We start from the raw sequence: 26,347 nt of genomic DNA, 5'->3' as shown, positions 1-26,347 counted from the left end.
AATCCCATAAAAAAACCTCATTATTGAGGTTTTTTTATGGGTGAAATATCTGGTTTACTCAGTAAGTTCTTTTACCATAAAATATTTACAGCCTGTTTTTGGATAATTTTCTTGTACCCATTTTGTTTGATAACCTTGCTTTTCATAAAACGGCATTGCTTGAAAGTTCAGAGTATCAAGCATACTTAACGTACATCCCCTCGCCACTGCTGCAGTTTCAAGTTGTGCTAATATTTTAACACCCATTTTTTTACCACGAAGTGACTCGTCAACCCACAGCGTATTAATTAACAGCCAATTACCAAAGGTGCGTGCGGATGAACCAGCAATAATGTTACCTAGTTCGTCCTTTATTTGAATAGCTAATGGCTTTCGTTCGCTTACTTCCCAGTGAGCCCAATTGAAATCTGCAATTTTTTTATCTAAAAAATCTATTAGTGCTTGCTCAGGCGCATCCAAAATTTCAATATTCATCGCTCCCCCCCCTTTATTTTACAAATATGAAACATGAGACGTTAAGCTTTTAGCGGGTTTAATAGGACGATCGTTTTCGGCGGTGCCTATGTAAATAAATCCAATAATATCATTGTCTTGGTCTATTCCTAAACCACGTTTTACTGAAGGATCGTAGCTAAAGTCACCCGTTCGCCACACAGCGCCATAACCTAAACTAAAGGCAGCCATTTGCATAGCATGGGCACAACAACCTGCTGCGATTGCTTGTTCAAATTTAGGCACTTTGTCGTGCGCTTGATACCGCGTGCTAACAACGATAATTAACGGTGCACGATACGGCATATTTTTGGCTTTTTGTATTTTAGCTTCAGTAAACTGATGAACTTTAGCGACATCTTCAAATATCTGGCTTAACTTATCTAACCCTTGTTCTTTAACAAGGGTAAAAAACCATGGTGATAAACAACCGTGATCAGGAACACGCATTCCAGCGTTCAATATAAATTCAACATCGCTAGCAACAGGGGCTGGTGATATTAACCTAGGATTAGATTGTCGTTTTAATAATAATTCTTTGGCATTCATTAATTATAAAGACTCATGGGTAGTTTCAATACTAAGGATTATATACCCGTTATCCTTCAAAGTGCACGCGGATCCCTACATCTTGTTTAATAAACAACATAGATAATAATCAATACGGGTCAACAGACCTGCACAAAAAATCAAAGGCGTAACATATAATGAAAAAAGTTCGCTAATAACACATTTATTTACTAATCAGACTACATAAGTGATCAATAATTAAGTAGCATAGCCAGTAATTACAATTACATACTAACTGTGCCGGATATTATGACAGAACCCACATCGTTACCTAATGCTCCTGTAAAGCAAAGTGCTTTAAAACGAGTTACTTTAAAATTTTTTAGTTTATTAAATTCATTTAGAAAAATAATTATTAATGTTGTTTTTTTTCTGGTTTTATTTTTATTTATCGCGGCACTTGGCAGCGATGATGACAAGATCGTTGTTCCTAACAATACAGCCTTAGTGTTAAATCTTACTGGAGATATTGTTGAACAAAAGAATGCGATTGACCCGATGGATGCTTTAATATCAGAAGCCTTAGAAGAAAAAGAAAAAAACCCAGAAGTTTTACTTAGCGACTTATTGAATGTCATTGAAAGAGCAAAAAATGACAGCCGTATAGAAATGATCGTATTACAGCTTCAAGGACTTAACAGCACGGGTTTAAGTAAATTACAAGACATTGCCCAAGCTTTAGAGACGTTTAAAGCTGCTGGTAAAAAAATAATTGCTGTTGGCGATCAATATTCTCAAGACCAATATTACTTGGCAAGCTCTGCTGATGAAGTATGGCTCAACCCTCGTGGTTGGTTGTTACTTGACGGTTATGGCCGTTATCAACTTTATTTTAAATCTGCATTAGATAAGCTCTCTATTAGCCAACATATATTTCGAGTCGGTACCTATAAATCTGCTGTAGAACCATACATGCGCGACGATATGTCAGCGGCGGCTAAAGAAGCCAACAAATTATGGTTAACTGATTTATGGTCACAATATAAAAGTGATGTCGCAAGCAACCGAAAATTTTCGATTGATAACTTTGATGAAAATGCTGATGTTTTAGTGGCAAAACTTGAGCAAGCTGATGGTAATATTGCGCAGTATGCTTTAGATAATCTTTGGGTTGACGCGTTAAAAAATCGTCAAGAGATGAAGCTGTCTTTGATTAAACTTGTTGGAAAAAATTCAGCCGGTGATAGCTATAATCATATTAGTTTCAAACATTATTTGTCTGCCACTAAACCTATGTATCCAATGGTTAACCCAAATACCGATAAAGTCGCCGTTATTGTTGCTAAGGGGACTATTTTAGATGGTCGCCAAAAGCCAGGAACCATTGGCGGGGATAGTACAGCATCACTATTAAGAGAAGCGCGTTTAAACAATAAGGTGAAAGCGGTAGTTCTTCGTGTCGATAGCCCGGGTGGAAGTGCTTATGCCTCTGAAATTATTCGTCAAGAAATTGAACTGATCAAGTTAGCAGGAAAACCTGTTGTTGCTTCAATGGGAACTTATGCCGCTTCTGGGGGCTATTGGATATCGGCACCTGCTGATAAAATAATAGCTTCTCCAGCAACGATCACCGGCTCAATTGGTATTTATGGATTTTTCATGACCTTTGAGAATTCATTAAGCAAACTAGGTGTTTACACTGATGGCGTTGGTACCACTGATATAGCCGGATTTGGTGTAACCCGCCCACTGACTGATGGCATGGCAAGAGTATTTCAATTAAATATTAATAGAGGCTATCAAGACTTCATTGGCCTTGTCGCCGAAAATAGAAATATGAGCCTTGAGCAAGTTGATAGTATAGCCCAAGGACGTGTCTGGTCAGGTGCAAAAGCGAAAGAGTTAGGGCTTGTTGATGAGTTAGGCAACTTAACGACCGCTATTAATGCAGCAGCAGAATTAGCCGAGTTAGCAACGTTTGAAACCTTATTGATTGAAATAGAACAAACGCAAAAAGATCTTTTCCTGCAAGGATTATTAGGTCAAGCAAAGACTTTCTTTCCTGAAACTGAAATAATGACTCTAAGTAATACGGATAAATTATTTTTAGAAATGAAAGCACAGCTATCTCACCTCAACATACTTAATGATCCGCAAGGGGTTTACTCCTTATGTATGACCTGTGAAATTAATTAGTTCGCAGTGACCTAAATCGCTTTGTTATATTCACATGGAAGTGAATAGAGAACAATATTTAACAAGCGCACGTGATTATCAGACCAAACGACAAGACAGTAATAATTCTAAGGTAACAGTATGAAAAAACGCATTTATATCGCCTACACTGGCGGTACCATCGGCATGAAAAACAGCGGCCAAGGTTGTGTTCCGGTAAAAGGACATTTAACCGAGTCAATTAATGGTACGCCTGATTTTCATCGACAAGAGATGCCTGACTTTACCATTAATGAATATTCACCATTAATTGATTCATCAAACATGACGCCGCAAGATTGGCAACGTATTGCCGATGATATAAAAGCTAATTACGATAATTATGATGGCTTTGTTGTTCTTCATGGTACAGATACCATGGCTTATACCAGCTCTGCGCTTTCGTTTATGTTTGAAAACTTATCTAAACCTGTCATTGTTACCGGCTCACAAATTCCGTTAAGCCAATTACGCTCAGACGGACAAGTAAATCTGTTAAATTCACTTTATATTGCGGCAAACTACCCCATCAATGAAGTGGGCTTATATTTTAATAATAAATTATACCGGGGTAACCGTTGCATTAAAGCCTACGCTGATGGTTTTAACGCTTTTGATTCCCCCAATATGTCGCCACTTCTAGAAGCTGGAATTAATATTAAGCTCCTTGAAGGTAAACTCAACGTTGCTGTTACCCAACCATTCTCGGTCGCACAAATAACACCACAACCGATAGGTGTTGTTCATTTGTACCCAGGGATTTCTAGTGAATTAGTCGCCAATATTATCAAGCAACCGGTAAAAGCGTTAATTATTCGCAGTTATGGCGTCGGTAATGCGCCACAAGATGAACAGTTACTTGCTTGTTTAACGCAAGCTTATCATCAAGGAATTGTGGTGGTAAATTGTAGCCAATGTATAAAAGGGACTGTGAATATGGAAGGTTATGCAACGGGCGTCGCATTAAGTAAATGTGGTGTTGTCGGTGGTGGTGATATGACGCTAGAAGCAACATTAACTAAACTACATTACTTACTCAGTAAAGAATTACCTCAAGCTGAAATTTGTCGTCTTTTACAAGAAAATCTCCGTGGTGAACTCACGACTCATTAAACCATTACGCTCTGGTTGCTATGATTAAGAAACATGGCAGCCTTATTTATCTCTCCTATACTGCCATATCACCCCTAGCCAAAGCAAAGAATATAAAGCACTTAAAATCAACAACTTAGAACAATACCGGTACTTATACCCGTCGATTTACAAGGATTATCCTTTAAATAAATAGTTACGCGTTACCAGTGATCGGGATAAAATCAACATTAAATATAATAGTAGCCCGCTTTTACTCTCCTTAAAAAACTGGCAATATTTAGTAAACACCAGAAAAGAAAAAGCCACTAAATAATCAGTGGCTTTGGGGTATTGTTAAGTATAATTAATGAAATAAACTCACATTCAACTCATATAAAACTTAAGTTACCTTAACAGTAAATAGGTTTAACTCTGGCCAGTAATGGTAAATCATTTGCAGATAACGCCCCTAATTTTAACCATTCAATAAGCGATTTAGTTAAATCGATAGATTGCCCTGACAACATTTGATTTTGTAATAATTGTACCTGTACTTGCATCCGCTCGGCTTTAAATTCTGCAGGCGACTCTTTACTTGCCAAAATTTCGAGTTCAAGGGTTTTGTTACTTCGGTCAATCAGTTTGCTGTTTTGATAACACTCTTGTAAACGTTTCTGCCAAACATTGGGTAAATCTACCAGTGTTTCAGAAAAATCTGCTGCCGTTTCCGGTTTATTAGTAGCTAAACTTTCTAAGCAATCGAAAACAAGTTGCCAAGTCTTGGCCTTTTTGTTTTCTGTCATTTGCATGAGTCGTTGAGATATTTGCGCAAGTAATTTTTCAGCTAAGGTTACGGCACTTCTTATTACCGGACGTTGACTGGTAATTTTTACTCGTAATTCTTCAATACTTACTTGTAAGCTTAATAATGCTGTTTCTGATATATCCGCGACTAGTTGTTGCTGATAGCTTTGTAATTGTTGTGATAATTCAATTTGTTGATTTTCACGGTTCGATTGTTCAAGCAACTTAGCTTCATCACGCTTTGAAAATAGCTGGTCATTCACTTTTCTAAATTTTTGCCAAAGCTGATTCTCTTCACGTTGACCGCTGTAGCCAATGGCTTGCCATTGTGTTTGCAGTTTTTTAACACTCTCAATTGCAGAGAAAACGTCATCGTCGTTCAATGCTTGAGTAACTTGAGCGATCAATAGGTTTTTGCTATCACTGTTACGTTGATGATAATTTCTTAATTCAGCTTTAACGGGTTGTAAGCTCGCCGTAAACGATTGACTAAGTAAGTTGAATTTAGTTTTATCAACCTGCCCCGCGTTTTGCCATTGCTGTATTAATTTATTGAGTGTTGCATCAGTAAACTTCCAATCGATGGCTTCATTATCAATGCCTTCATTGAGTTTTGCAGAAAAGTCGTCGGCAAAACTTTGGGCTTTACTAATAAGTTGCTGGCGAGATTCAAGATGTAGTTCACGTAACTTTTCTTGTTCTGCATAAAATAACCGACATGGAGCAAAAGCTTGTTCGCAAAGTGCGTTGAATTGATAATTTAACTCTTTTTCAATTGACTCTTCAGCATGTCCAAGTGAATTCCACGTAACACGAAATTGTTTAACTTTTGCTGCTTGCTCATTGGGGTTATCAATTGGCTGATCAACGAGTAACTTAATATCCACAAGTAACTGCTGTTTTCTAGGCGTAGCAATAGATTGCTCTAAATCACTTAACTCGGCTATTTTATCTGCTATATCATCAAAGTCACGTTGAACTCGTGACTTTTGCTCTTCGGATAAACCATCAAAATGTTTTTTAGCTTTTTTGAAAACACCAAAAGCCGCATTGTACTTACCTGTCATTATTAAGCGCTTTACATCAGCAACTTTTTTCTGGCATTGTGATAAAAGTAAGCCTTGTTCTTTAATTAACGATTTTAGGCCTTGCTGCCATTGTTGTCTTATTTCTTTAAAGGCGTCAACAATAGATTGTGGTAATACCCCCGCCGCTTTTAGCTCAACAGTTTTCCATTCTTGTAACCACTGATCGAACAGAGGTTTACGAAGATTCAATTCTTCAATGTTTTTAGGTAAAGCTACTTGTGATATTTTTGAAATTAGATGGGTTGCATCACTCACCGATTGTGCAATCTCAGGCAATTGAGCCAGTTTTTTTGCTTGGGCTTTTACTAAAGCAATAAAGTGTTGTTGTTCTTTACTGTTTAATATTGAAGAGGTTATTTCTCCACGTAATTGTTCAAGTTTATCTTGATACTCAGCTTCATCAAGATCACCACTTTCAAAAATTGTTGTGGTAAGCTTTTTACTCATTTCATTAAGAGCACTATTAAAATGCTCATTAGCCAAACGTTTGTCTGCCACTAATTTTTCAGCAATGATTTCTTGTTGATGGGCTTCATGTAACGGAGAAAAATGTTTAATGAGTTGGCTATTAATTATTTTATACTTTTCTGTAAAGTTCTGAGCTTCCGGCGAAGAGAGACAAGAGAAATCTTGATAATAGTTTTGCCACTGCGTTTCTAATTCAGCTTGTTTTTCTTTGAGTTGCAGATAATCATTGACCTCTTTCAAAGCAAGTAACTTTGCTAAAACTAACTGAACACCTTTTTTAATTTTGTCAGGTTGTTCTGCCAACTCGTGTAAATGTTGTAACTGTTGCTCAATATTAGTTTTTATTTTTTCATTACATGATTTTTTAAGTAATTTATCTAGTACATCAAGAGGCAATACTTGTTTGAGTAAATAAGCTTGTACGACTTCATCTTGCTTATGGGTAAATATTGAATGGGTTAACGATGGTTTATTAATTTTTTCAAATAAAGCGATAACAACATCGGCTTGTGTTTCATTTTGTAACCATAGTTCCAATGACGGTAACTTATCAATGCTTTTCAATAAGATTAATTTGTCTTGATTACTGATCGTTATTTCGTGCTGGCCAAGCAGAATCTTTTCTACTTGCTTAAGACAATATTCACGGACTTTTTTATTATCGTTGTCGATACTGTTTCTATGCCAAACAGTAAAGTCAGCCATTTTAATGAGAGCAGCGCGGCGCACTAATTCGTTAGGGTCTGTTTGTGCAAGATTTGTTAATATAACTAAGTCATCGGGATTGCTAAGTAATAAATCTTCACTGATTGCCGTTAACCGAACATTGTGTTCTTTACTTTGCCATTTTGCTTTGAAAAATTTAGAAAAAATCATAAATCGGAAAACCTTGCAATATTATTGTCTGGGTTGTTTTTAAGATCAGCGAACTCGCTTTTCAACTGGCGTTTAGTTTTATCTACGATAAGTCCATCTGCGCCAACGCTTAAGATTTGATCTGAATTTAAATGTCTTGATTGATAAGCCATGGTAATTTGCAGCGCTGATGTTTTTTGTGCTGTATCAACTATAGTTCCCTCTGGCCATTTGCCCGTTTCAGCGGCACACTTTAAGCGCAAGTACATTTCTTCTGACATATCGTCTACTAATGAAATAATATCCATTGTTATATTTACAGCCTTTGTTTCTTAATTCTTACGAGAAAAGTTAATGTTAATTTCGGTATTTAAGCATCAGCAAACGAATGCGAGTTGCAATATACCAAATAAAGCCAACCACTGCCGCACCAATACTTATAAAATATTGCCATGTGCCCTGCTGTGCGTCTTGCCAATACAAAAATAGAAAACCACCACAAAAAAGTAACATAGCGATAAATGAGTGATTCATCAGTTTTTGGGATTGATCTATTTTGCTCAATTTTTTCATTGATGCTATTTGACTGGCATCAACTTTGGTCAAATCGATTTCACAATGAGAGCAAGACTTCGCTTTGTCAGATATCTTTTTCTTACAGTTTGGGCAATTAATTACAGCCATAGGAAGATAACGCTCCATAAAATAATTAGTGTTAATATTCTACCTAAATTTAAGCAAAAAAAAACGTCCTATTGGACGTTTTTTAAAGTAATTTTACTTTTATTGCAAATTAATAAAAGTAAATCAATTATAAATAAAATTACTTGTTTTTATTAAAACGATCTTCCCAGAATTTAGCTTTTTCAATACCAAGCTTTTTAGGGTCAAAGGTAAATTTTGTCACCCCTAGTTTCTGCTGACGTTCATAATCTTTTAGTGCTTTAATCGCGGGCTTAGCCATAAAGAAGATGGCGATAAGTGCAAAAATATTCAACCAAGCCATTAACCCAACACCAATATCACCAAGACTCCAGGCGGCACTCGGTTCTGCAACTGTCCCATAAAAGACTGCTGACATTAGCACCACTTTAAGGAGGAATCTAAGTGCCGGCATTTTAATTGTTTTATTAATATAAGAAACATTATTTTCCGCGATAAAGTAATAAGCTAGTACCGTTGTAAAGGCAAAGAAAAACAAAGCAATAGCAATAAAGGGTTTACCAAAACCGGTTAAAACACTATCGACCGCAATTTGCGTAAAAGCAGGACCACTAATAACAACGTCACTGGCTAAGTTACTAACAACAAAACTAGTCGCGCCTTCTGGCATAACATTATACGACTGTGTGATTAAGATCATAAACGCAGTAGCAGAACAAACAAATAAGGTGTCAATATAAACTGAGAAGGCTTGCACTAATCCTTGTTGCGCTGGATGTTCAACTTCTGCAGCAGCAGCAGCATGTGGTCCAGTACCTTGTCCGGCTTCATTTGAATAAACTCCGCGTTTAACACCCCAACCAATTGCTGCACCAAACCCCGCCATTGGCGTAAAAGCATCGGTAATAATTAGCATAAAGACACCAGGTAGCTGATCAATATGCAATGCTATGATAGTACACGCAATGATAATGTAAGCAAGCGCCATAAAAGGCACCACAATTTGGGTAAAGTTAGCAATACGCTTAACACCACCAAAAATGATAAAACCAAGTAATAAAACAATAAATACCGCGGTATATACTTTCGTTAAAGGTAAGTCGCCCATAAAAGAGCTAACTGAACCACCGGCGCCAAACACATTGACCATAGCATCACCGATGCCGTTTGATTGCACAACAGGTAATAAAACACCACAGGCAAGAATAGTTGATAAAGCAAATATCCAAGCATACCATTTTTGACCTAAGGCTTTTTCAATGTAGTAAGCTGGGCCACCACGGTACTGACCGTCCTCTTCTTCTTTATAAATTTGAGCATTAGTTGATTCGATATAAGCCGTTGCTGCGCCTAAAAAGGCAACCACCCACATCCAAAATACCGCGCCAGGTCCACCAAAACCAATGGCAGCGGCAACCCCTGCAATATTACCAGTACCAACACGTCCAGATAAAGACACCGCTAATGCTTGAAAAGATGAGATACCCTTTTCTGAGCTTTTACCCGAAAGCAATAGGCGAAACATTTCTCTAAAATGACGTACTTGCGCAAATCGCGTTAAAACAGAGAAAAAGACCCCCGTTCCTAAACAGAGATAAATTAAGTACGGGCTCCAAATATAGCCGTTAATGGTATTTACAATCGCTTCCACATGACACTCCAGATTTATTATTATTATTATTTAATTTGTTGTTCGACGCTAATCGTTTAAGTGCAACTTGATATAGCACTTAAACGATCATCGAACTTCAATTATTGATTTTAGATAGGTTTAGCGTAAATCATCAACAACATGATAAATAGCCGTTAAAAAGTCACGACCAAATAAGCTACTACGCGTGTCTGACCAACCGACACTGCGGTCTGGTAATAAGTCATTATCTTTAAAAGGCATTTCTACGGTATAAGACAAACATTTGAAGTTATTACCAACCCAATTAGCACCCACAGTTAAGTTAGCTTGGCCGGGCTCATCTTTATCATATCCTTTGTCATCTTGAAACTCAGGAGTTATCGCTAGAAGAATGGCTTTGAATTTTTCTTCTAAGGCTTGATGTTTAGCGTCATATGCGGGGACACCTTCACAGCCAGCAACAAAGTTAAACGGTAGAGCTTCATCGCCATGAATATCAAGAAACATGTCAACACCGGTAGCTAACATTTTCTCACGCACCAAGAAAACTTCTGGACTACGTGACATTGAAGGCTCTAACCACTCACGATTTAAATTAGTACCGATAGCATTTGTTCTTAAATGTCCTCGAACTGAACCATCAGGATTCATATTAGGCACTAAATAAAACACCGAACTGTCTAAGAGTGAGCGAGCAACGCCATCGTCTTCATCGAGCAAACGGTCAATAAAACCTTCCATAAACCATTCAGCCATACTTTCGCCAGGATGTTGACGAGCAGTAACCCAAATAACTTTCTTGTTGGGACCTTCTTCTCCAACTTTTAATACTGACACATCGCGTCCATCAAGGGTTTGTCCTAAAACTTGCAACTGGCAATCAATATCTAATTGCGCTTGATGCAGTAAGTCTTGATGACGTTCGTAGCTATACGGAGCAAAATAAGCAAAATAAACTGAATCATATTCTGGGGTTAAAGTAATACTCAGTTTTTCTCCATCAAATTCAGTTGGTACACGAAACCAATGCTCACGGTCGTAGGAAGCCACTGCTTGATAATCGGTCCATCCTTCTGTGTAAGCAGAAGTTCCAGCATTCATTAAATGAAGGGTATGTTCACAACGATCGGTATTATTAAGTTTAAAATGAAACCACTGATAAAAATCAGATTGGTTGTCTTTAACAATTTCAAGTTGAATATTATCGGCTTGGCTTGCATCAATAACGCGGATATTTCCACTATCAAAGTTAGAGGTAATTTGCATGACAGGATCTGCTATTTTTATTATGAATAGCCACAGTGTACACAAACAATGAAAAGATCAGAAGTAATATGCGTTAAAGTGTTCTAAGAAACAGCCCAATTTCAGAAGAATAGCCCATTGATTTTGCAATAACGGTATTTTTATCATCAATGACATAATAACTTGGATAACCTTCTATCTTGAATTGATGCTTGATTTGCTCTGTACCTAAGGCAATAGGGAAAGTTAATTGATGCTGGCTAGAAAAATCAAAGACCTCTTTTTTATCAACATAATCTAATGCAATGGCGATAACATTTATCTGTTGGTTCTTTTCATATGTCTCTTGAAGATTACTGATACTGATATGACATATTTGACACCAAGGAGCAAAAAAATAAATAATGGTAGTTTTCTTAAAATTGGCAAGTTCAATGGTTTTATCATCGAGCGTTTTTAATGAAACAGTTTGTGGCGTTATCTGTTCTCCCGTTGATAGCATGTCTGATTCTCTGAACATTGTCAGTGCTTGAAAGATGGCTAAAAACACCACAGCTTGAATAAATAAACTCTTCAACACAACTCACCTTTATAAATAATATAATAACGAAATAGTTATATTTATAGACCCGATCACCCGATTAAAAATTCAAATTAAAACAAAAAAAATCCAATACCTAGGTATTGGATCTTTATTGCTATTAATAGAGGAAGGTTAACAAGTAGCGTTAGCCTATCTGTGTTAAACCATTCATGTAAGGTTGTAATGCTGTTGGAATTTTTACACTGCCGTCAGCTTGTTGGTAATTTTCTAAAATAGCGACTAATGTACGACCAACCGCTAAGCCAGAGCCATTTAAGGTGTGCAATAATTCAGGTCTCTTCGTTTCACTGCTTCTAAAGCGTGCTTGCATGCGGCGAGCTTGAAAGTCGCCCATGTTAGAACAAGAAGAGATTTCACGGTAAGTATTTTGTGCAGGCAACCATACTTCGATATCGAATGTTTTAGTTGCACTAAAACCAATATCCCCCGTACATAAAATAACGGTACGGTAAGGTAATTCTAATCTTTCAAGAATTTTTTCAGCATGACCTGTTAAGGCTTCTAACGCGGTAAATGAATCTTCTGGCTTAACAATCTGCACCATTTCAACTTTATCAAACTGATGCTGGCGAATTAGACCGCGAATATCACGACCACCTGAACCGGCTTCACTTCTAAAACATGGGGTATGCGCGCACATCTTAATAGGTAACTCGGCCTCTTCTACAATTTCATTTCTTAATAAATTTGTTAAAGGGACTTCAGCCGTTGGGATCAAAGAGAATTTTTTATTACTTAAATCAGTGTGAAATAAATCTTCACCAAATTTAGGTAACTGTCCTGTGCCATAAAGTGAATCTTGATTCACTAAATAAGGCACGTACATTTCTTGATAACCATGCTCTTCGGTATGAACATCAAGCATTAACTGTGCAAGCGCACGGTGCATTTTAGCAATTTGGCCACGTAAAACCGCAAAACGTGTTCCCGCAAGTTTAGCACCACTTTCAAAATCTAAACCGTTGCCAATACCAGCACCAACATCAACATGATCTTTAACTTCGAAATCAAAGACACGAGGTGTTCCCCAGCGTTTAATTTCAACATTATCATCTTCACTTGCCCCGTCTGGGACTGAATGATCGATTAAATTTGGTACCGCCGAAAGAATATCATCAATTTTAGCAAGCACATCATCTTGTTCAATTTTGGCAGCATCTAGATCAGCACCTAATTGACTCACTTCAGCTAATAATGGCTGAATATCTTCTCCACGCGCTTTAGCTTGGCCAATAGATTTTGAACGGGTATTGCGTTGATTTTGTAATTCTTGGGTTTTGATCTGAAAAGCTTTTCGTTGCTCTTCTAGATCGATTAATAACGCAGTATCTAAAGAAAAGCCACGTTTCGCTAATTGTGCCGCAGTGGCTTCGATATCATTTCTAAATAATTTTGGATCAAGCATTTTATTCACATCTACAAGTTAAGTGGTTGTTTATTTATTTTAGCTTTGCTTACTTAGTCGCATAAGTTACTAAGTACATCCCAATACCAGCAGCAAAAACACATAAGCTGACATTAAGTAATATATTTATCATGCCTTTTAGGAATTCACCTTGTTGCATTAACAAAAGTGTATCCAATGAAAAGGTTGAAAATGTGGTGAAAGCTCCTAGAAACCCGATACCTATTAGGGTTCGGTAGACACTTACTTCAATTACACCATTTTCAATAAGACCATATAAGGTGCCCATGATCAATGAACCGGAAATATTAACCGCCAATGTCGCAAAAGGGAAACCTTTTCCGAGCCAATTCAATATTAATTGCGAAAAATAAAAGCGTAGACTTGCCCCACACGCTCCGCCAAGTGCTACAAATAGATATAATGAAAAGGTACTAATGGTATTAGTCATAACGTTTATTATTACTTTGGTTATTTAATTCATTGAGAAAATTTTGTTTATCTTTTAACTGTTTTTCCAAGCCACGGTCTGTTGGTTGATAAAGCAAGGTATGTTGCAAGGATTCAGGAAAATAATTTTCCCCTGCAGCAAAGCCATTATCTTCATTATGAGCGTACCTATACTCGCTGCCATGACCGAGTTCTTTAGTAATACTACTGGTGGCATTTTTTAAATGAAAGGGGACGTCGAGCTCTGCAGTATTTTTAGCAAGCTCTTTGGCCTGGTTAAAAGCCATATATACGGCATTACTTTTCGGTGCTAAAGCCATGTATACAGTTGCTTGAGCTATAGCTCGCTCACCTTCACTAGGTCCGACACGCTGAAAAGTATCCCAAGCATTAATAGCGAGTTGCATTGCTCTGGGGTCGGCATTACCAATGTCTTCACTGGCGATCGCTAACAGCCGACGGGCGACGTAAAGTGCATCTCCGCCCCCTGCTAATATTCTCGCGTACCAATAAAGTGCGGCATCAGGAGAGCTACCGCGCACAGATTTATGAAAAGCACTGATCAAATCATAAAAGGCATCACCACCTTTATCGTATAAAGCAATTTTATTGCCCGCTACTTGCACAACAGTTTCTAAAGTAATAGTGATTTTGGATCCTGACAGAATATCAACGCAGTTTTCAAAGACATTCAATAGACGTCGTGCATCGCCATTCGCCAAGGTTAATAATTGCTGCTGGGCATTATCGGCAATAGATATCTTAATGTTTTTGCTGTTTTGCTGATTCTCACAAGCGCGCGTTAAAATAATTGATAGATCATCACGCGTTAACTTTTTTAAAGTATAAACACGTGCACGTGATAAAACTGCTTGGTTAAGTTCAAAAGCGGGATTTTCAGTGGTCGCGCCAATAAAAATAATGGTGCCATCTTCAATAAAAGGCAAAAAAGCGTCTTGCTGTCCTTTATTAAAACGGTGAACTTCGTCAACAAATAATACGGTGCGTTTTTTATGGCGAAGTAAACGTTGCTTAGCATTATCTATTGCTTGACGTATATCTTTAATACCCGAGGTTACCGCCGATAAGCGTTCAACCTCGGCATTTGCATGACTAGCGATAATTTCTGCTAAGGTGGTTTTGCCTGTACCCGGCGGCCCCCAAAAGATAACAGAATGACACTTCCCCTGCTCAATCGCGATCGTTAACGGCATACCTGGCGATAAGATATGTTGTTGACCTTGATAATCGGCTAATGTTTTAGGGCGAAGTTTGGCCGCTAATGGTTGAAACTGATCATCGTCATTGTCAGTTTCAATCATTCCTTCATCAGCGAAATCTAAAGGTAAAGAGCCATTAGCGTCGTCGTTAGCGTTGATCATCTAACTCAACACCTTCGGGTATTTTAAAGGTAAATAGTGCACTTTCGGGAACAGTTACTTGGTCAAACTGTGAAAGCTTAAACAGGCTTAACTGCCCTGTTGCGTCTAAAATAGTAAAGCTAGTAAGCATATTACTATTTTTCTTAAAACGTAATTCTAACGTCTTCACTTGGGCATTATTATCATTGGCATGAATGAGGTAATTGTTTTCATCCGTCGAGCTAACACTATAATGTTGCCATAGTGTTGGATCGCTGCTTGTTAATAATAAAATGGGGGTATTGAGTAGCGCTTTTTCTAAAAGATAAGCACTAACCTGCTCTACAAACGGGTCAAAAAACCATAAGGTATCACCATCTGAAACGATTAATGACTCATCTGGTTCTGCCGTTTTCCAGTGTACTAAGTTAGGTTTTTTAACCGCTAGAGTACCCAAAGCGTTTTGTAACTCATTACCTTCAGCATCCAGAACTTGCTGGTTAAAATTTGCCGTAAAATATTCAAGTTTTGCTAATTTTTGTATTAAATTACTTTTAATGATTAGAGCATCGTTGCTTGGCTTTTCTATAACATTGGTCGGTTCATTGAACGGCAAAGCAAAAACGGAGGTACTTTCACTGCTTAATACAACAACAGAAAAAAATGATAAAAGTGCTGTTTTTTTTAGGGAAAAATTCATTCAGTTATCCTTATAACTTGACTACATAAGTCGGGAAAAATAACACCTACAAATCTCTTACAGGTGGTGGTGCCAATACTTCACGGGCACCGTTATGGCCTGGTGAACTTACCACACTTTGGTTTTCCATATCTTCAACAATACGTGCTGCACGGTTATAACCAATTCTAAATTTACGTTGCACACTTGATATGGAGACACGTCGACCTTTAGTGACAAATTCAACCGCCTCGTCATACAAGGTATCAAGTTCAACCGCTTCATCGGCTTCGGCTTGCTCTCCGGGTAATAAAATTTCATTATCAGTATCACCTGACAATATTTCTTCAACATAATTAGGTTCGCCACGAGACTTCCAGTCGGCAACAACAGCATGTACTTCGTCATCGTTAACAAAAGCGCCGTGAACACGCACAGAAACAGCCTCGCCAGGTGGTAAATAAAACATATCTCCCATGCCTAACAGCTGTTCAGCACCTTGTTGGTCAAGAATAATACGTGACTCCATTCTTGATTGTACTCGCAGTGCCATACGGGTTGGAATATTAGCTTTAATTAAACCGGTAATTACATCCGCTGAGGGGCGTTGAGTCGCTAAAATTAAGTGCATACCCGCCGCTCGGGCTTTTTGAGCAATACGCGCAATAAGTTCTTCGACTTTTTTACCTGCAACCATCATCATATCGGCAAATTCGTCAACGAGTATAACAATCGCAGGCAATTTTTCTAACAAAGGCGGCGTTTGCGTAAAAGCATCATTAGGCTGCCAAGTAGGATCGATTAACGGCTCTCCAGCTTCAATAGCATTAAGCACTTTTTCATTGTAGCCTTTAAGGTTACGTACACCCAGAGACGACATAAGTTTATAGCGACGTTCCATTTCACCGACACACCAGCGCAGCGCGTTAGCCGCTTCTTTCATGTCGGTAACCACTTCAGCTAACAAATGTGGAATACCGTTATAAACAGAGAGTTCAACTTGTTTGGGGTCGATCATTATCATCCGCACATCTTCAGGTGTGGATTTATACAATATACTGACAATCATGGTATTAACCGCAACTGACTTACCTGAGCCTGTTGTTCCTGCCACTAATAAATGTGGCATCTTGGCTAGATCGGCTATCACGGGTTTACCTGAAATATCGCTACCAATCGCCATGGCTAAGTGGGATCTTGATGCAGCAAATGCCGGGGCAGAAATGACATCAGTAAAATAAACCGTTTCTCTATATTTATTGGGTAACTCAACACCAATGACAGATTTACCTTCAATAACTTCAACGACACGGACACTTTTAGCAGATAAGGAACGGGCAATATCTTGCGACAAACCGCTTACTTTACTGGCTTTAACACCTGGCGCTAAATTTAACTCGAAACGGGTAATAACAGGTCCGGGATAAACACCAACGACTTCAGCTTTCACACCAAACTCTAAGAGTTTTTCCTCAACTAGTCGACTGACTAATTCAAGCTCTTTCTCGTCAATAGGGTTTTCAGTCCGGTTGGGGCGATCTAATAAATCAAGCCCCGGTAGTCCTTGATAAGTTGCGCTATCTCTTTTTACCGCGACCTTTATCGGTTCTTCAACATTGATTGGATCAACTTTCTCAAAGGCAGCCGTTATTTCATCATCGCTAACATGTTCTTGAACATTAAAAGCGAGTGGTTCACCGATTAGGTCATCTATTGCGACAAAATGCTCGATGTCCTCTTCGAGATCAAAAGAAAGATCTTTTTTACTCGGTGCAATAATGTCTTCATATTCTTGTTCATTTATTGCATCAAAAGCATGATGTAGCTCTTCGTTTTCATCCTCTAGATTTTCATCTACTTGAAAACTTGCCGGTTGTTTTTCAGTTAGCTCAGGTAAAGCCACTGGCTGTTCTTTTTTCTCAACAGTACTAACCAATACTTGTTTTTTTACTTTTTCAGTCTTCAATGCAGTGAAGTAGGCTTGTAGTTTTTGAGGTATTGTTAATAAATATTGGGCGAATAGTATTGTATAAGCACCGGTTTTATCAATAAAGGCGATCAATGAGAAACCGGTTAGTAGCACAAAACCAGAGAGGAGAAAGGTCAAGAATAATAAAGTACTACCGACAAAAGAAAAATAAGGCAGCACCGTTTGACTTAACGCGTCACCAATAATACCACCAGCTGAAAAGTAAAAGACATCATCAAAATTCATACTGGCAATTGATGTTATACCAATATAAAAAAGAATAAAGCCAATACACTTTAACCCTAAGGTTAAGTAATCTAATTGAATTAAGCGATGATATTTTTGAAACAATAACCACCCTGTTATTGCAGTAACAAAGGGTAGACTATAAGAAATAAAACCAAATAAGTTTAACAGTAGGTCAGAAATATAAGCGCCAACAGCACCGCCTAAATTACGAATAGGTGTTTGATAACCACTTTGAGACCAACCAGGATCAGCGGGGTTAAAGCTAAATAGCGCTAACATAATAAACATGGCAAAAAGAAAAGAAACCAACAAACCAGCTTCTAGTAATCGTTGCACACCATTTAATTTACTTTGAGTAGGAGATTCTGTAGACAATATAATAAACCGAGTTAATAACTATTTTATAGCCATACCACTCAAGTTGCAGTAATACGGGTATGTTTATATACAGTAAAATAACAAACTATTGTAAGGAGTTAAATGTTTAAATCACTTACTTGAGCTCAATGATGCGATTAACGTTTAATCGGTAGAAAATTAGTCGATTTAACCTCTTCCATAACAACATAACTTCTACTTTCGCTTACAGAGGGCAAACGAAGTAAAGTATCACCTAGTAATTCTCGATAGGCGACCATGTCTGCAACGCGGGTTTTAAGTAAAAAGTCAAAGTTTCCAGACACTAAATGACACTCTTGTATAACATCAAGGTCATGGACCGCCCTAGAAAAATCATCAAAAACATCAGGACTGGTTTTGGTTAAGGTTATTTCCACTAATACAAGTAATGCAGCTTCAAGCTTTTGGGGGTTTAATATCGCTTGGTAGCCTTTAATATACTTCTCTTTTTCTAATCGCTTAACCCTTTCTAAACAAGGTGTTGGACTTAGCCCTACCCTTTTAGACAACTCTATATTGGATATACGAGCATTTTTTTGTAGCTCAACGAGAATATTACGATCGATGCGATCAATACTTTTGCTTTGAGACGACGACATTATATAAAACACTACATTTTCGAGTTATAACAGGATTATATATCGATTTATAAAATATTACGATAGGTTAATTCGAGAATAACGCATTATAATAGCCGCAAATAATATAAAAACATTTAACAGGTGAGACGATTATGATTATTGGTGTTCCTAAAGAAATTAAAAACCATGAGTACCGTATAGGCTTAACTCCAGCAGGCGTTAATGAGCTAACGGTTAATGGTCATGAAGTGATTGTTGAAAATAACGGCGGCGAATCTATTGGTTTTGAAAACGAGCAATATATAGCAGCCGGTGCCAAAATTATAAACACGGCGGCAGAAATTTTTGCAACCGCTGACATGATAATAAAAGTAAAAGAGCCACAACCTGACGAGTGTAAAATGCTACGCCCAGGTCAAATACTTTTTACTTACCTACATTTAGCACCCGATGCTAAGCAAACTGAATTATTAGTTGCTTCTGGCGCAACCTGTATTGCCTACGAAACGGTAACCTCTGCTCAAGGTGGTTTACCTTTATTAGCGCCAATGTCTGAAGTCGCTGGACGTATGTCTATTCAAGCAGGTGCTCATGCGCTTGAAAAAGCACAAGGCGGTTTAGGTGCTTTATTAGGTGGTGTTCCGGGTGTTGCTCCTGCGAAAGTATTAATTATAGGTGGCGGTGTTGTTGGTACTCAAGCTGCTCGTATGGCAATAGGTATGGGCGCTGATGTAACGATATTAGATCGTTCATTACCCCGTCTACGTCAATTAGATACTGAATTTGATGGCCGTTTAAAAACAGTTTACTCTACTGCCGATGCGATGGACCAATTAATTGTTGAAGCTGACTTAGTCATAGGCGCGGTCTTAATTCCAGGTGCAGCTGCACCTAAATTGGTAACAAGAGCCCACATCAAAATGATGAAAAAAGGTGCTGTTGTTGTTGATGTGGCGATTGACCAAGGTGGTTGTTTTGAAACATCAAAAGCAACAACTCATCAAGACCCAACGTATGTTGTTGACGACGTAGTACATTACTGTGTAGCTAACATGCCAGGTGGCGTAGCACGCACATCAACAATGGCATTAACTAATGCAACCATGCCATTTGCGGTAATGCTTGCCAATAAGGGTGCAAAACAAGCCATGCTTGACAACGTACACTTAATGAATGGTTTAAACGTATTAGGCGGAAAAATCACTTACCAACCTGTTGCTGAAGTTTTAGGCTACGACTACATACCACCTGAAGTGGCTATAGCGACTTTATAACGACTGAAAATAATACTTTGTGAGTTCTTCATAAAAACAACAAACCTCTGTTATATATTTAATAGAGGTTTTTTTTACGATGAATCTTAAACCTGACCATTTGGTTAGCTTGTGTTATATTTCAATAAATATCACTAAAATTAGAGTTAGGGAATCAATCATGGAAATTCAGGTTGTTGACTATCAAGATAAAAATGCTGGAAAATTATTTGTTCAAAGCTTAAGAGAAACAGGTTTCGGTGTATTAATTAATCACCCTATTGAGCAACAGCTTGTTGAATCTATTTATAAAAATTGGTATGAATTTTTTAGCGGTGAAGAAAAGCATAACTTAAGTTTTGATCCAAAGAAACAAGATGGCTACTTTTCAACCGAGATATCTGAGACGGCTAAGGGTCATGCAAATAAAGATATAAAAGAATATTTTCATGTTTATCCTTGGGGCAGGATCCCTGATCAACTTAAAGATGAAATACTTACTTATTACCAAAAAGCCTCTGAACTTGCTGCAGAATTACTTGATTGGGTAGAAAAATATAGTCCGGTCGACGTCTCAGAAAAATATTCAGAACAACTAGCGAATATGATCAAAGATACGCCAAATACTTTATTACGTATTTTACATTATCCGCCACTAAGTGGAGATGAAGAACCGGGCGCAGTGAGAGCCGCTGCGCACGAAGATATTAATTTATTAACCATATTACCGGCAGCAAATGAACCCGGTCTGCAAGTACAAAAGCAAGACGGGTCTTGGATTGACGTTCCCAGTGATTTTGGCAGTTTAATTATTAATATTGGTGATATGTTGCAAGAAGCCTCAGGTGGATATTTCCCATCTACCAGCCATCGGGTTATTAATCCTTCAGGTAAGGCCAGTAAAAAGTCTAGAATATCATTGCCGTTGTTTCTTCATCCACGAGACGAAGTCGTCTTGTCTGAACGACATACTCAAAAAAGCTACTTATTAGAAAGATTAAAAGAGCTTGGCGTAAAATAGCGATGAGTGGTGGTGTATAAGGGTTTATATGCCATCACTGTACATTTAACATTGCACTCATAGAAATTTTTATCAAAAAATTAATTTACCCTCTTGAGTTCTTTGCTTAAACTCCCAACTAATACCTTATAATTATACTTTTTATCAATCTTTGGAGTCATTCATGAGCGAAGCAAGACATTGCCCGTTACTCATTTTAGGATCAGGTCCAGCTGGTTACACGGCTGCAGTTTATGCCGCACGCGCAAATTTAAAACCAGTGATGATCACTGGCATGCAGCAAGGGGGTCAATTAACAACGACCACTGAAGTTGAAAACTGGCCTGGTGATGCCGATGACCTTACGGGTCCAGCATTAATGGATCGTATGCAAAAGCATGCAGAAAAGTTTGATACCGAGATTATTTTTGACCATATCAATGAAGTTGACTTTTCGAAACGCCCTTTTACCTTAAAAGGCGATAGCATGAGCTATACTTGTGATGCACTTATCATTTGTACGGGTGCTTCTGCACAATACCTAGGTTTACCTTCAGAAGAAGCATTTATGGGTAAAGGCGTTTCAGCCTGTGCTACCTGTGATGGTTTCTTTTACCGCAACCAAAAAGTTGCTGTTGTTGGCGGTGGTAATACCGCTGTTGAAGAAGCGTTATATTTATCAAATATTGCCTCTGAAGTTCACTTAGTGCATCGTCGTGAAACTTTTCGCTCTGAAAAGATTTTAACTGACCGTTTATACGAAAAAGTTAAAAACGGCAATATTACCTTACACTTAAATCAAACCTTAGATGAAGTGTTAGGCGATAAAATGGGTGTTACTGGTGTACGTTTAAAAGAAACGCAATCTGACACGACTAAAGATATTGACGTTATGGGTTGTTTTATTGCGATTGGTCATAAGCCAAACACTGATATTTTCAACGACCAATTAGCGATGAAAGATGGCTACTTAACGATACAAAGTGGCACTAACGGTAATGCAACACAGACCAGTGTCGAAGGTGTTTTTGCCGCGGGTGATGTAGCTGACCATATTTATCGTCAAGCAATTACCTCTGCTGGAGCTGGTTGTATGGCAGCCCTTGATGCAGAACGTTACTTAGACGCTAAAGGCTCTTAGTCATTAAAAACCAGATTGTCGCATTACTCGATGTCGATGATCTGGCATTTCCACCCTTAAAGCATGCGTTGATTGAACCTAATGGCTTACTGGCTTTTGGTGGTGATTTATCTGTAGCGCGATTAAAGTCGGCCTATCGAAGTGGTGTCTTTCCTTGGTACAGTGCTGGCGAAGCCATTATGTGGTGGAGCCCAGATCCGCGTGGTATTATCCTAACCGACCAATTACGTATTAATCGCACCTTGCGAAAAGTATTAAAACAACAGAACTTCACCGTAACCTTAAATCAAGCCTTTGACCGTGTTATTCATTATTGTGCCGACGCTCCCTTTCGTAAGGAAGATACTTGGATAGTTGATGATATGTTAGCGGCTTATCAACAAATGCATGACAATGGTGTCGCACATTCGATAGAAGTGTGGATGGATGGTGAATTGGCCGGCGGTTTATATGGCGTGGCAATTAATGGCAGCTTTTCTGGAGAATCAATGTTTTATCGAAAAAGCAATGGTTCTAAAATCGCATTAGTTTATTTAAATGCTTTATTAAAAGGCCAAAACATTCCATTAATTGACTGCCAAATGCTCAACCCTTTTTTAGAAGACATGGGCTGTATTGAGGTTTCACGCTCGCAGTTTATGACATTGAAAGCACAAGCATTAACGGTTTCATTACCACCGGATTTTTGGCTACCCCGCCAACTGACAGAAGAGCCTTAGTATGAGTACAAATTTTCAGTTAGGCATTACCGGTTCGTTTCCTTGTAACTACTTGCCCAACCAAGAAGAACGTTTACTGATTGCAACCGATGAACGTTTACATAACAGTGAACATTATGGTTGGTTAATGTCACAAGGCTTTAGACGCAGTGGTGATCAGATATACCGACCTCATTGTGAACTTTGCTCTGCATGCAAATCTCTGCGGGTCTTAGTTAAGGAATTTTTGTTATCTAAAAGTCAAAAACGAAATATAAAGAAAAATAACCTATTTACTATTAACATTTCAACTGAAAAAAAAGCTATTTATTACCCGCTGTACGAAAATTACATCAATACTTTACATACCGATGGCTCAATGTTCCCCGCGACAAACGATCAATACAATAGTTTTATCCGTTGTAATGTCACAGAGCAGCTCTACCTTGAAATTTGGCATGATAATCAACTTATTAGTGTTGCAGTAACCGATGTACTAAAAGATGCTCTATCAGCCGTATATACCTTTTATCATCCGGATTATAATAAGCACGGCTTAGGCGTGTTTTCTATTTTGCAGCAAGTGTATTTAGCAAAAGATAGGCAGAAGAACTTTCTTTATCTGGGTTACCAAATTGATGACTGCAAAAAGATGAACTACAAGGATCGTTATTACCCACATCAAGTATTGATAGAAAACAGATGGCAAACAGTAAATAAATAACACTATAGCTTTACATTCCGGCCTGTTTTCGGCATCATCTGCCCAGATTTTTGTTTATGCACAACTTTAGAGGTTTAGCGCCCAATGGCGAAAGAAGAAAATATTGAAATGCAAGGTACGGTTCTTGATACCTTACCAAATACTATGTTCCGCGTTGAACTAGAAAATGGTCATGTTGTTACGGCACATATTTCAGGAAAAATGCGTAAGAACTACATTCGCATATTAACGGGTGATAAAGTAACGGTTGAATTGACACCGTATGATTTATCTAAAGGCCGTATTATTTTCCGTGCTAGATAATTAAGACCCTATAAAGCTAAAAGCCCTGTGAATAATATTCACAGGGCTTTTTTATTGCTTTAGTTTTAGATCCTTAAACCTAACATTCAATCATTGACGATTAAGCCAGCTTTTTTAATAAGCCGTCGCTAGCATCTTCAACTAAATCTAAGACAAACTTAAATCCCCTCGCCCCACCATAATATGGATCAGGTACTTCTCGTTCTTCAAAATTATCTGCATATTCCAAAAACAATTGAATTTTTGCATGTAAGTGCTCTGGTGCTAACTTTTTTAGCTCTTTAACATTATGCTCGTCCATCGCTAAGACTAAATCAAATTTGGTGAAATCTTCAACAATAACTTTACGTGCTTTAATTTTGTCAAATGAGTAGCCACGTTCAGTACCTATCTTTTGTGCACGATGATCGGGCTTTTCACGCGCATGAGAGCCCGTTGTACCCGCAGAATCTATAATTAAAGAAATACCCTTTTCTTTAACTTTATGACGAAAGACCGCCTCAGCACTTGGCGAACGACAAATATTGCCCATACAGACAAACAGAATGCTATTTATTTCTTTATAATTCATAAGTTTAGTTACCAATCTCCATGTATTTGACATCTGATCACTAGTGTTTTCATACTAGTAAAATCAATGACTTATGTATTGTCAGTGTATTTAACGAAACTATCTTGAGCTATTTTTATAAGAAGGTAAAGGATAATTCTCGATAGAAAGTTACTTTACATCAAACTAAATTTAATTAGCAAAATAATGAAGAAAAAATATTTAATGGTGTAATAAATCATATCAACACCGCAGATTAAAATAATAGAAATTAACGGTGCCGATAAGCTAAAGACTTAAATAACGCCACTATGACTTTTTCGTGTCTGAGTCGTTATCTCCATCATCTTTCTCAGTATCTTCAATTTTTGGTGTACCGTTAGCATTAAATTCAGCTATCGCTTCACCAGAAGATTCCCAATGTTCTCTTTCTTCTTCTGTTGCTTTGGGCGAGAATAGCCCAGTAAAAGCATAGAAGATCCCAATAAGTGGTGCCATCCAGCAAGCAAAAGCAAGGGGGATATACAAAAGGTTTTCTATATTGCCATCAGCAATACCAAGACCTAGCGCTGAAATTACAAATGCACCACCCGCATTCCATGGAATAAGGGGAGACATTAATGTTCCACCTTCTTCGATTCCACGTGATAGATTTAAGGTTGAATAGCCCATACCACGATAAACAGGCGAGTACATTCGTCCCGGTAAAGCAATCGATAAATAAGGGTCTCCGGCAACTAAGTTAGTCGCAAAGGCAGTACCAATCGCCGCGGTTTGAATACCGGCAAAACTACTCACCTTACTCTTAATAGCATTAATAATTGACTTCAAACAACCTGTTTTTTCGAGTGCACCGCCAAAGCCTAGTGCAATTAATATCAAGGAAATGGTCCACATCATCGATTGTATGCCGCCCCTATTTAACAGGCTGTCAATTTCTTCAATTCCCGTACTTATCGAGTAGCCATTATTGGCAAAATCAAAAATTGATTGCAGACTCTGCCCCTGTACAACCATTGCCGTTGCACCACCCGCAACAACGCCAGCGAATAATGATGGCATAGGGGGATATTTTTTTATCGCTAAACCCATGACAACCAAAGCAGGTAATAATACCCATCCTGAAATATAAAAGTTTTCGTCTAGGGTGTTAGTGATAGCGTCAATTTCTTCAAATGAAATGCTTTGAGTGTCGATGACGAAAAATCCAACCAACAAATAAATGATAAGAGCGATGAGCATAGCTGGGATGGTCGTTGCCATCATATTTTTTATATGAGAAAAAACATCGGTTCCAGTCACTGCAGGGGCCAAATTAGTTGTGTCGGAAAGTGGTGAAATTTTATCACCAAAAAAAGCACCAGAAACTACAGCGCCAGCTGTCCAATATGCAGGAATGTTAAAACCTTCGCCAATGCCCATTAAGGCCAAACCAACCGTACCGACACTGGCCCAACTAGTACCAAGAGAAAGTGAAACAACAGCACAAATGACCATACCAGCAGCTAGAAAGATTTCAGGCGAAAGGACCTTTAAACCATAATAAATAATGCTGGGTACTGTACCGCTAGCAATCCAGACCCCAATAATCATCCCAACCGTTATTAAAACAGACACTGAAGGTAATGCGACGTGAATAACGTGAAAAATTCCTCTTTCAATATCTTTCCATTTCAGCCCTAACTTAATGCCAACAATACTGGTAATGGCTAAACCAATGGCAAGAGGAATGTGTGGCTCAAAAACCCCAAAGTAAAATATTTGTGTCCCAAGAATAAGTAGAGTTAATACGACAGGCGTCAAGGCAAGTAATAAACCCGGATTGGCATTTTTTGTCCGTTTCATTTAAATACCTCATGTTTTGTTATTCATAGATTAGGTGAAGAACAGTCATCGTGATGGGTAAAGCAATAGGCTAATTTAACTTGTTACGGC

The 26,347-nt window shown here is 38.1% G+C and carries 24 protein-coding genes; 8 read left to right on the top strand and 16 right to left on the bottom strand.

The annotated features are described in order from the left end of the window. Window positions 1-54 precede the first annotated feature (54 nt). Both H4J75_RS09070 and H4J75_RS09065 read right to left on the bottom strand, forming a co-directional pair. The gene (locus tag H4J75_RS09070) at window positions 55-474 is read right to left on the bottom strand and encodes an N-acetyltransferase (protein WP_182204314.1); all 420 of its coding nucleotides are present in this window, start codon (window positions 472-474) and stop codon (window positions 55-57) included. 18 nt (window positions 475-492) lie between these two features. Beyond that, window positions 493-1,041 (bottom strand): NAD(P)H nitroreductase, encoded by a 549-nt coding sequence (locus H4J75_RS09065; RefSeq protein ID WP_182221927.1) that lies wholly within the window; start codon window positions 1,039-1,041, stop codon window positions 493-495. Window positions 1,042-1,311: 270 nt separating this feature from the next. On the opposite strand from H4J75_RS09065, the gene sppA reads away from it, so the two are divergent. Together sppA and ansA are read left to right on the top strand one after the other, a co-directional pair. Next, window positions 1,312-3,198 (top strand): signal peptide peptidase SppA, encoded by a 1,887-nt coding sequence (gene sppA / locus H4J75_RS09060; protein WP_182221926.1) that lies wholly within the window; start codon window positions 1,312-1,314, stop codon window positions 3,196-3,198. 120 nt (window positions 3,199-3,318) lie between these two features. Then, a complete protein-coding gene (ansA, locus tag H4J75_RS09055; RefSeq protein WP_182215212.1) occupies window positions 3,319-4,329 on the top strand; it encodes an asparaginase in 1,011 nt (336 codons plus the stop codon). 371 nt (window positions 4,330-4,700) lie between these two features. Here the strand turns inward: ansA and H4J75_RS09050 are convergent, their stop codons facing one another. From H4J75_RS09050 to lrp, 12 genes are all read right to left on the bottom strand, one after another. Beyond that, window positions 4,701-7,526, bottom strand: coding sequence for a DUF349 domain-containing protein (locus H4J75_RS09050; RefSeq protein ID WP_182221925.1), 2,826 nt, complete (start codon window positions 7,524-7,526; stop codon window positions 4,701-4,703). Beyond that, on the bottom strand, window positions 7,523-7,813 hold the full coding sequence (locus H4J75_RS09045) for a YeaC family protein (protein ID WP_070373547.1): 291 nt from the start codon (window positions 7,811-7,813) through the stop codon (window positions 7,523-7,525). Before H4J75_RS09045 ends, H4J75_RS09050 begins: the two co-directional genes overlap by 4 nt. Window positions 7,814-7,862: 49 nt before the next feature. Continuing rightward, the gene (locus H4J75_RS09040; protein ID WP_182173780.1) at window positions 7,863-8,189 is read right to left on the bottom strand and encodes a hypothetical protein; all 327 of its coding nucleotides are present in this window, start codon (window positions 8,187-8,189) and stop codon (window positions 7,863-7,865) included. A 139-nt stretch (window positions 8,190-8,328) separates the two neighbouring features. Next, window positions 8,329-9,819: a sodium:alanine symporter family protein gene (locus tag H4J75_RS09035; RefSeq protein WP_182215215.1), complete on the bottom strand. Its 1,491-nt coding sequence runs from the start codon at window positions 9,817-9,819 to the stop codon at window positions 8,329-8,331. Window positions 9,820-9,939: 120 nt separating this feature from the next. Next, window positions 9,940-11,067, bottom strand: a complete 1,128-nt coding sequence (locus H4J75_RS09030; protein ID WP_182221924.1) for a carboxypeptidase family protein — start codon at window positions 11,065-11,067, stop codon at window positions 9,940-9,942. 73 nt (window positions 11,068-11,140) lie between these two features. Further along, a complete protein-coding gene (locus tag H4J75_RS09025) occupies window positions 11,141-11,626 on the bottom strand; it encodes a TlpA disulfide reductase family protein (RefSeq protein ID WP_310733757.1) in 486 nt (161 codons plus the stop codon). A gap of 148 nt (window positions 11,627-11,774) precedes the next feature. Further along, window positions 11,775-13,055, bottom strand: a complete 1,281-nt coding sequence (gene serS, locus H4J75_RS09020; protein ID WP_070373544.1) for a serine--tRNA ligase — start codon at window positions 13,053-13,055, stop codon at window positions 11,775-11,777. A 49-nt stretch (window positions 13,056-13,104) separates the two neighbouring features. Next, on the bottom strand, window positions 13,105-13,506 hold the full coding sequence (gene crcB / locus H4J75_RS09015; RefSeq protein ID WP_070373543.1) for a fluoride efflux transporter CrcB: 402 nt from the start codon (window positions 13,504-13,506) through the stop codon (window positions 13,105-13,107). Next, entirely contained in the window at window positions 13,499-14,827 is a 1,329-nt protein-coding gene (locus H4J75_RS09010) for a replication-associated recombination protein A (RefSeq protein ID WP_182221977.1), read from the bottom strand. Before H4J75_RS09010 ends, crcB begins: the two co-directional genes overlap by 8 nt. 46 nt (window positions 14,828-14,873) lie before the next feature. Beyond that, entirely contained in the window at window positions 14,874-15,566 is a 693-nt protein-coding gene (gene lolA, locus H4J75_RS09005) for an outer membrane lipoprotein chaperone LolA (protein ID WP_182221923.1), read from the bottom strand. Between the two features lie 46 nt (window positions 15,567-15,612). Then, window positions 15,613-18,138 carry a DNA translocase FtsK gene (locus tag H4J75_RS09000; protein ID WP_220465277.1) on the bottom strand — a complete coding sequence of 842 codons (2,526 nt, stop codon included), beginning with the start codon at window positions 18,136-18,138 and terminating at the stop codon, window positions 15,613-15,615. 140 nt (window positions 18,139-18,278) lie between these two features. After that, window positions 18,279-18,761 (bottom strand): leucine-responsive transcriptional regulator Lrp, encoded by a 483-nt coding sequence (lrp, locus tag H4J75_RS08995; RefSeq protein ID WP_182215220.1) that lies wholly within the window; start codon window positions 18,759-18,761, stop codon window positions 18,279-18,281. Window positions 18,762-18,895: 134 nt separating this feature from the next. Between lrp and ald the strand changes: the two genes are divergently transcribed. The 6 genes from ald to infA all read left to right on the top strand — a co-directional run bounded on the left by ald (window position 18,896) and on the right by infA (window position 23,862). Continuing rightward, window positions 18,896-20,017 carry an alanine dehydrogenase gene (gene ald / locus H4J75_RS08990; RefSeq protein WP_070373540.1) on the top strand — a complete coding sequence of 374 codons (1,122 nt, stop codon included), beginning with the start codon at window positions 18,896-18,898 and terminating at the stop codon, window positions 20,015-20,017. A gap of 160 nt (window positions 20,018-20,177) precedes the next feature. Further along, window positions 20,178-21,017 (top strand): isopenicillin N synthase family oxygenase, encoded by an 840-nt coding sequence (locus tag H4J75_RS08985; protein ID WP_070373539.1) that lies wholly within the window; start codon window positions 20,178-20,180, stop codon window positions 21,015-21,017. 163 nt (window positions 21,018-21,180) lie between these two features. Continuing rightward, window positions 21,181-22,137: a thioredoxin-disulfide reductase gene (gene trxB / locus H4J75_RS08980; RefSeq protein WP_070373538.1), complete on the top strand. Its 957-nt coding sequence runs from the start codon at window positions 21,181-21,183 to the stop codon at window positions 22,135-22,137. A 68-nt stretch (window positions 22,138-22,205) separates the two neighbouring features. Then, window positions 22,206-22,856 (top strand): leucyl/phenylalanyl-tRNA--protein transferase, encoded by a 651-nt coding sequence (gene aat, locus H4J75_RS08975; RefSeq protein ID WP_259364871.1) that lies wholly within the window; start codon window positions 22,206-22,208, stop codon window positions 22,854-22,856. A 1-nt stretch (window position 22,857) separates the two neighbouring features. Next, window positions 22,858-23,559 carry an arginyltransferase gene (locus tag H4J75_RS08970; RefSeq protein ID WP_182215222.1) on the top strand — a complete coding sequence of 234 codons (702 nt, stop codon included), beginning with the start codon at window positions 22,858-22,860 and terminating at the stop codon, window positions 23,557-23,559. Between the two features lie 84 nt (window positions 23,560-23,643). Next, complete coding sequence (gene infA, locus H4J75_RS08965; protein WP_011043571.1) at window positions 23,644-23,862, top strand: translation initiation factor IF-1; 219 nt, start codon at window positions 23,644-23,646, stop codon at window positions 23,860-23,862. A 100-nt stretch (window positions 23,863-23,962) separates the two neighbouring features. Here infA and H4J75_RS08960 read toward each other — a convergent pair whose 3' ends face one another. Together H4J75_RS08960 and nhaC are read right to left on the bottom strand one after the other, a co-directional pair. Next, window positions 23,963-24,433, bottom strand: a complete 471-nt coding sequence (locus tag H4J75_RS08960; protein ID WP_182221922.1) for a low molecular weight protein-tyrosine-phosphatase — start codon at window positions 24,431-24,433, stop codon at window positions 23,963-23,965. Window positions 24,434-24,721: 288 nt separating this feature from the next. After that, a complete protein-coding gene (gene nhaC / locus H4J75_RS08955; RefSeq protein ID WP_182221921.1) occupies window positions 24,722-26,257 on the bottom strand; it encodes a Na+/H+ antiporter NhaC in 1,536 nt (511 codons plus the stop codon). Between the last annotated feature and the right edge of the window lie 90 nt (window positions 26,258-26,347).

It is taken from the genome of Colwellia sp. BRX10-1 (assembly GCF_014077545.1).
Lineage (GTDB): Bacteria > Pseudomonadota > Gammaproteobacteria > Enterobacterales > Alteromonadaceae > Colwellia_A.
Note: the sequence above shows the minus strand (reverse complement) of the source record. Positions and strands in the feature narration are given on the sequence as shown.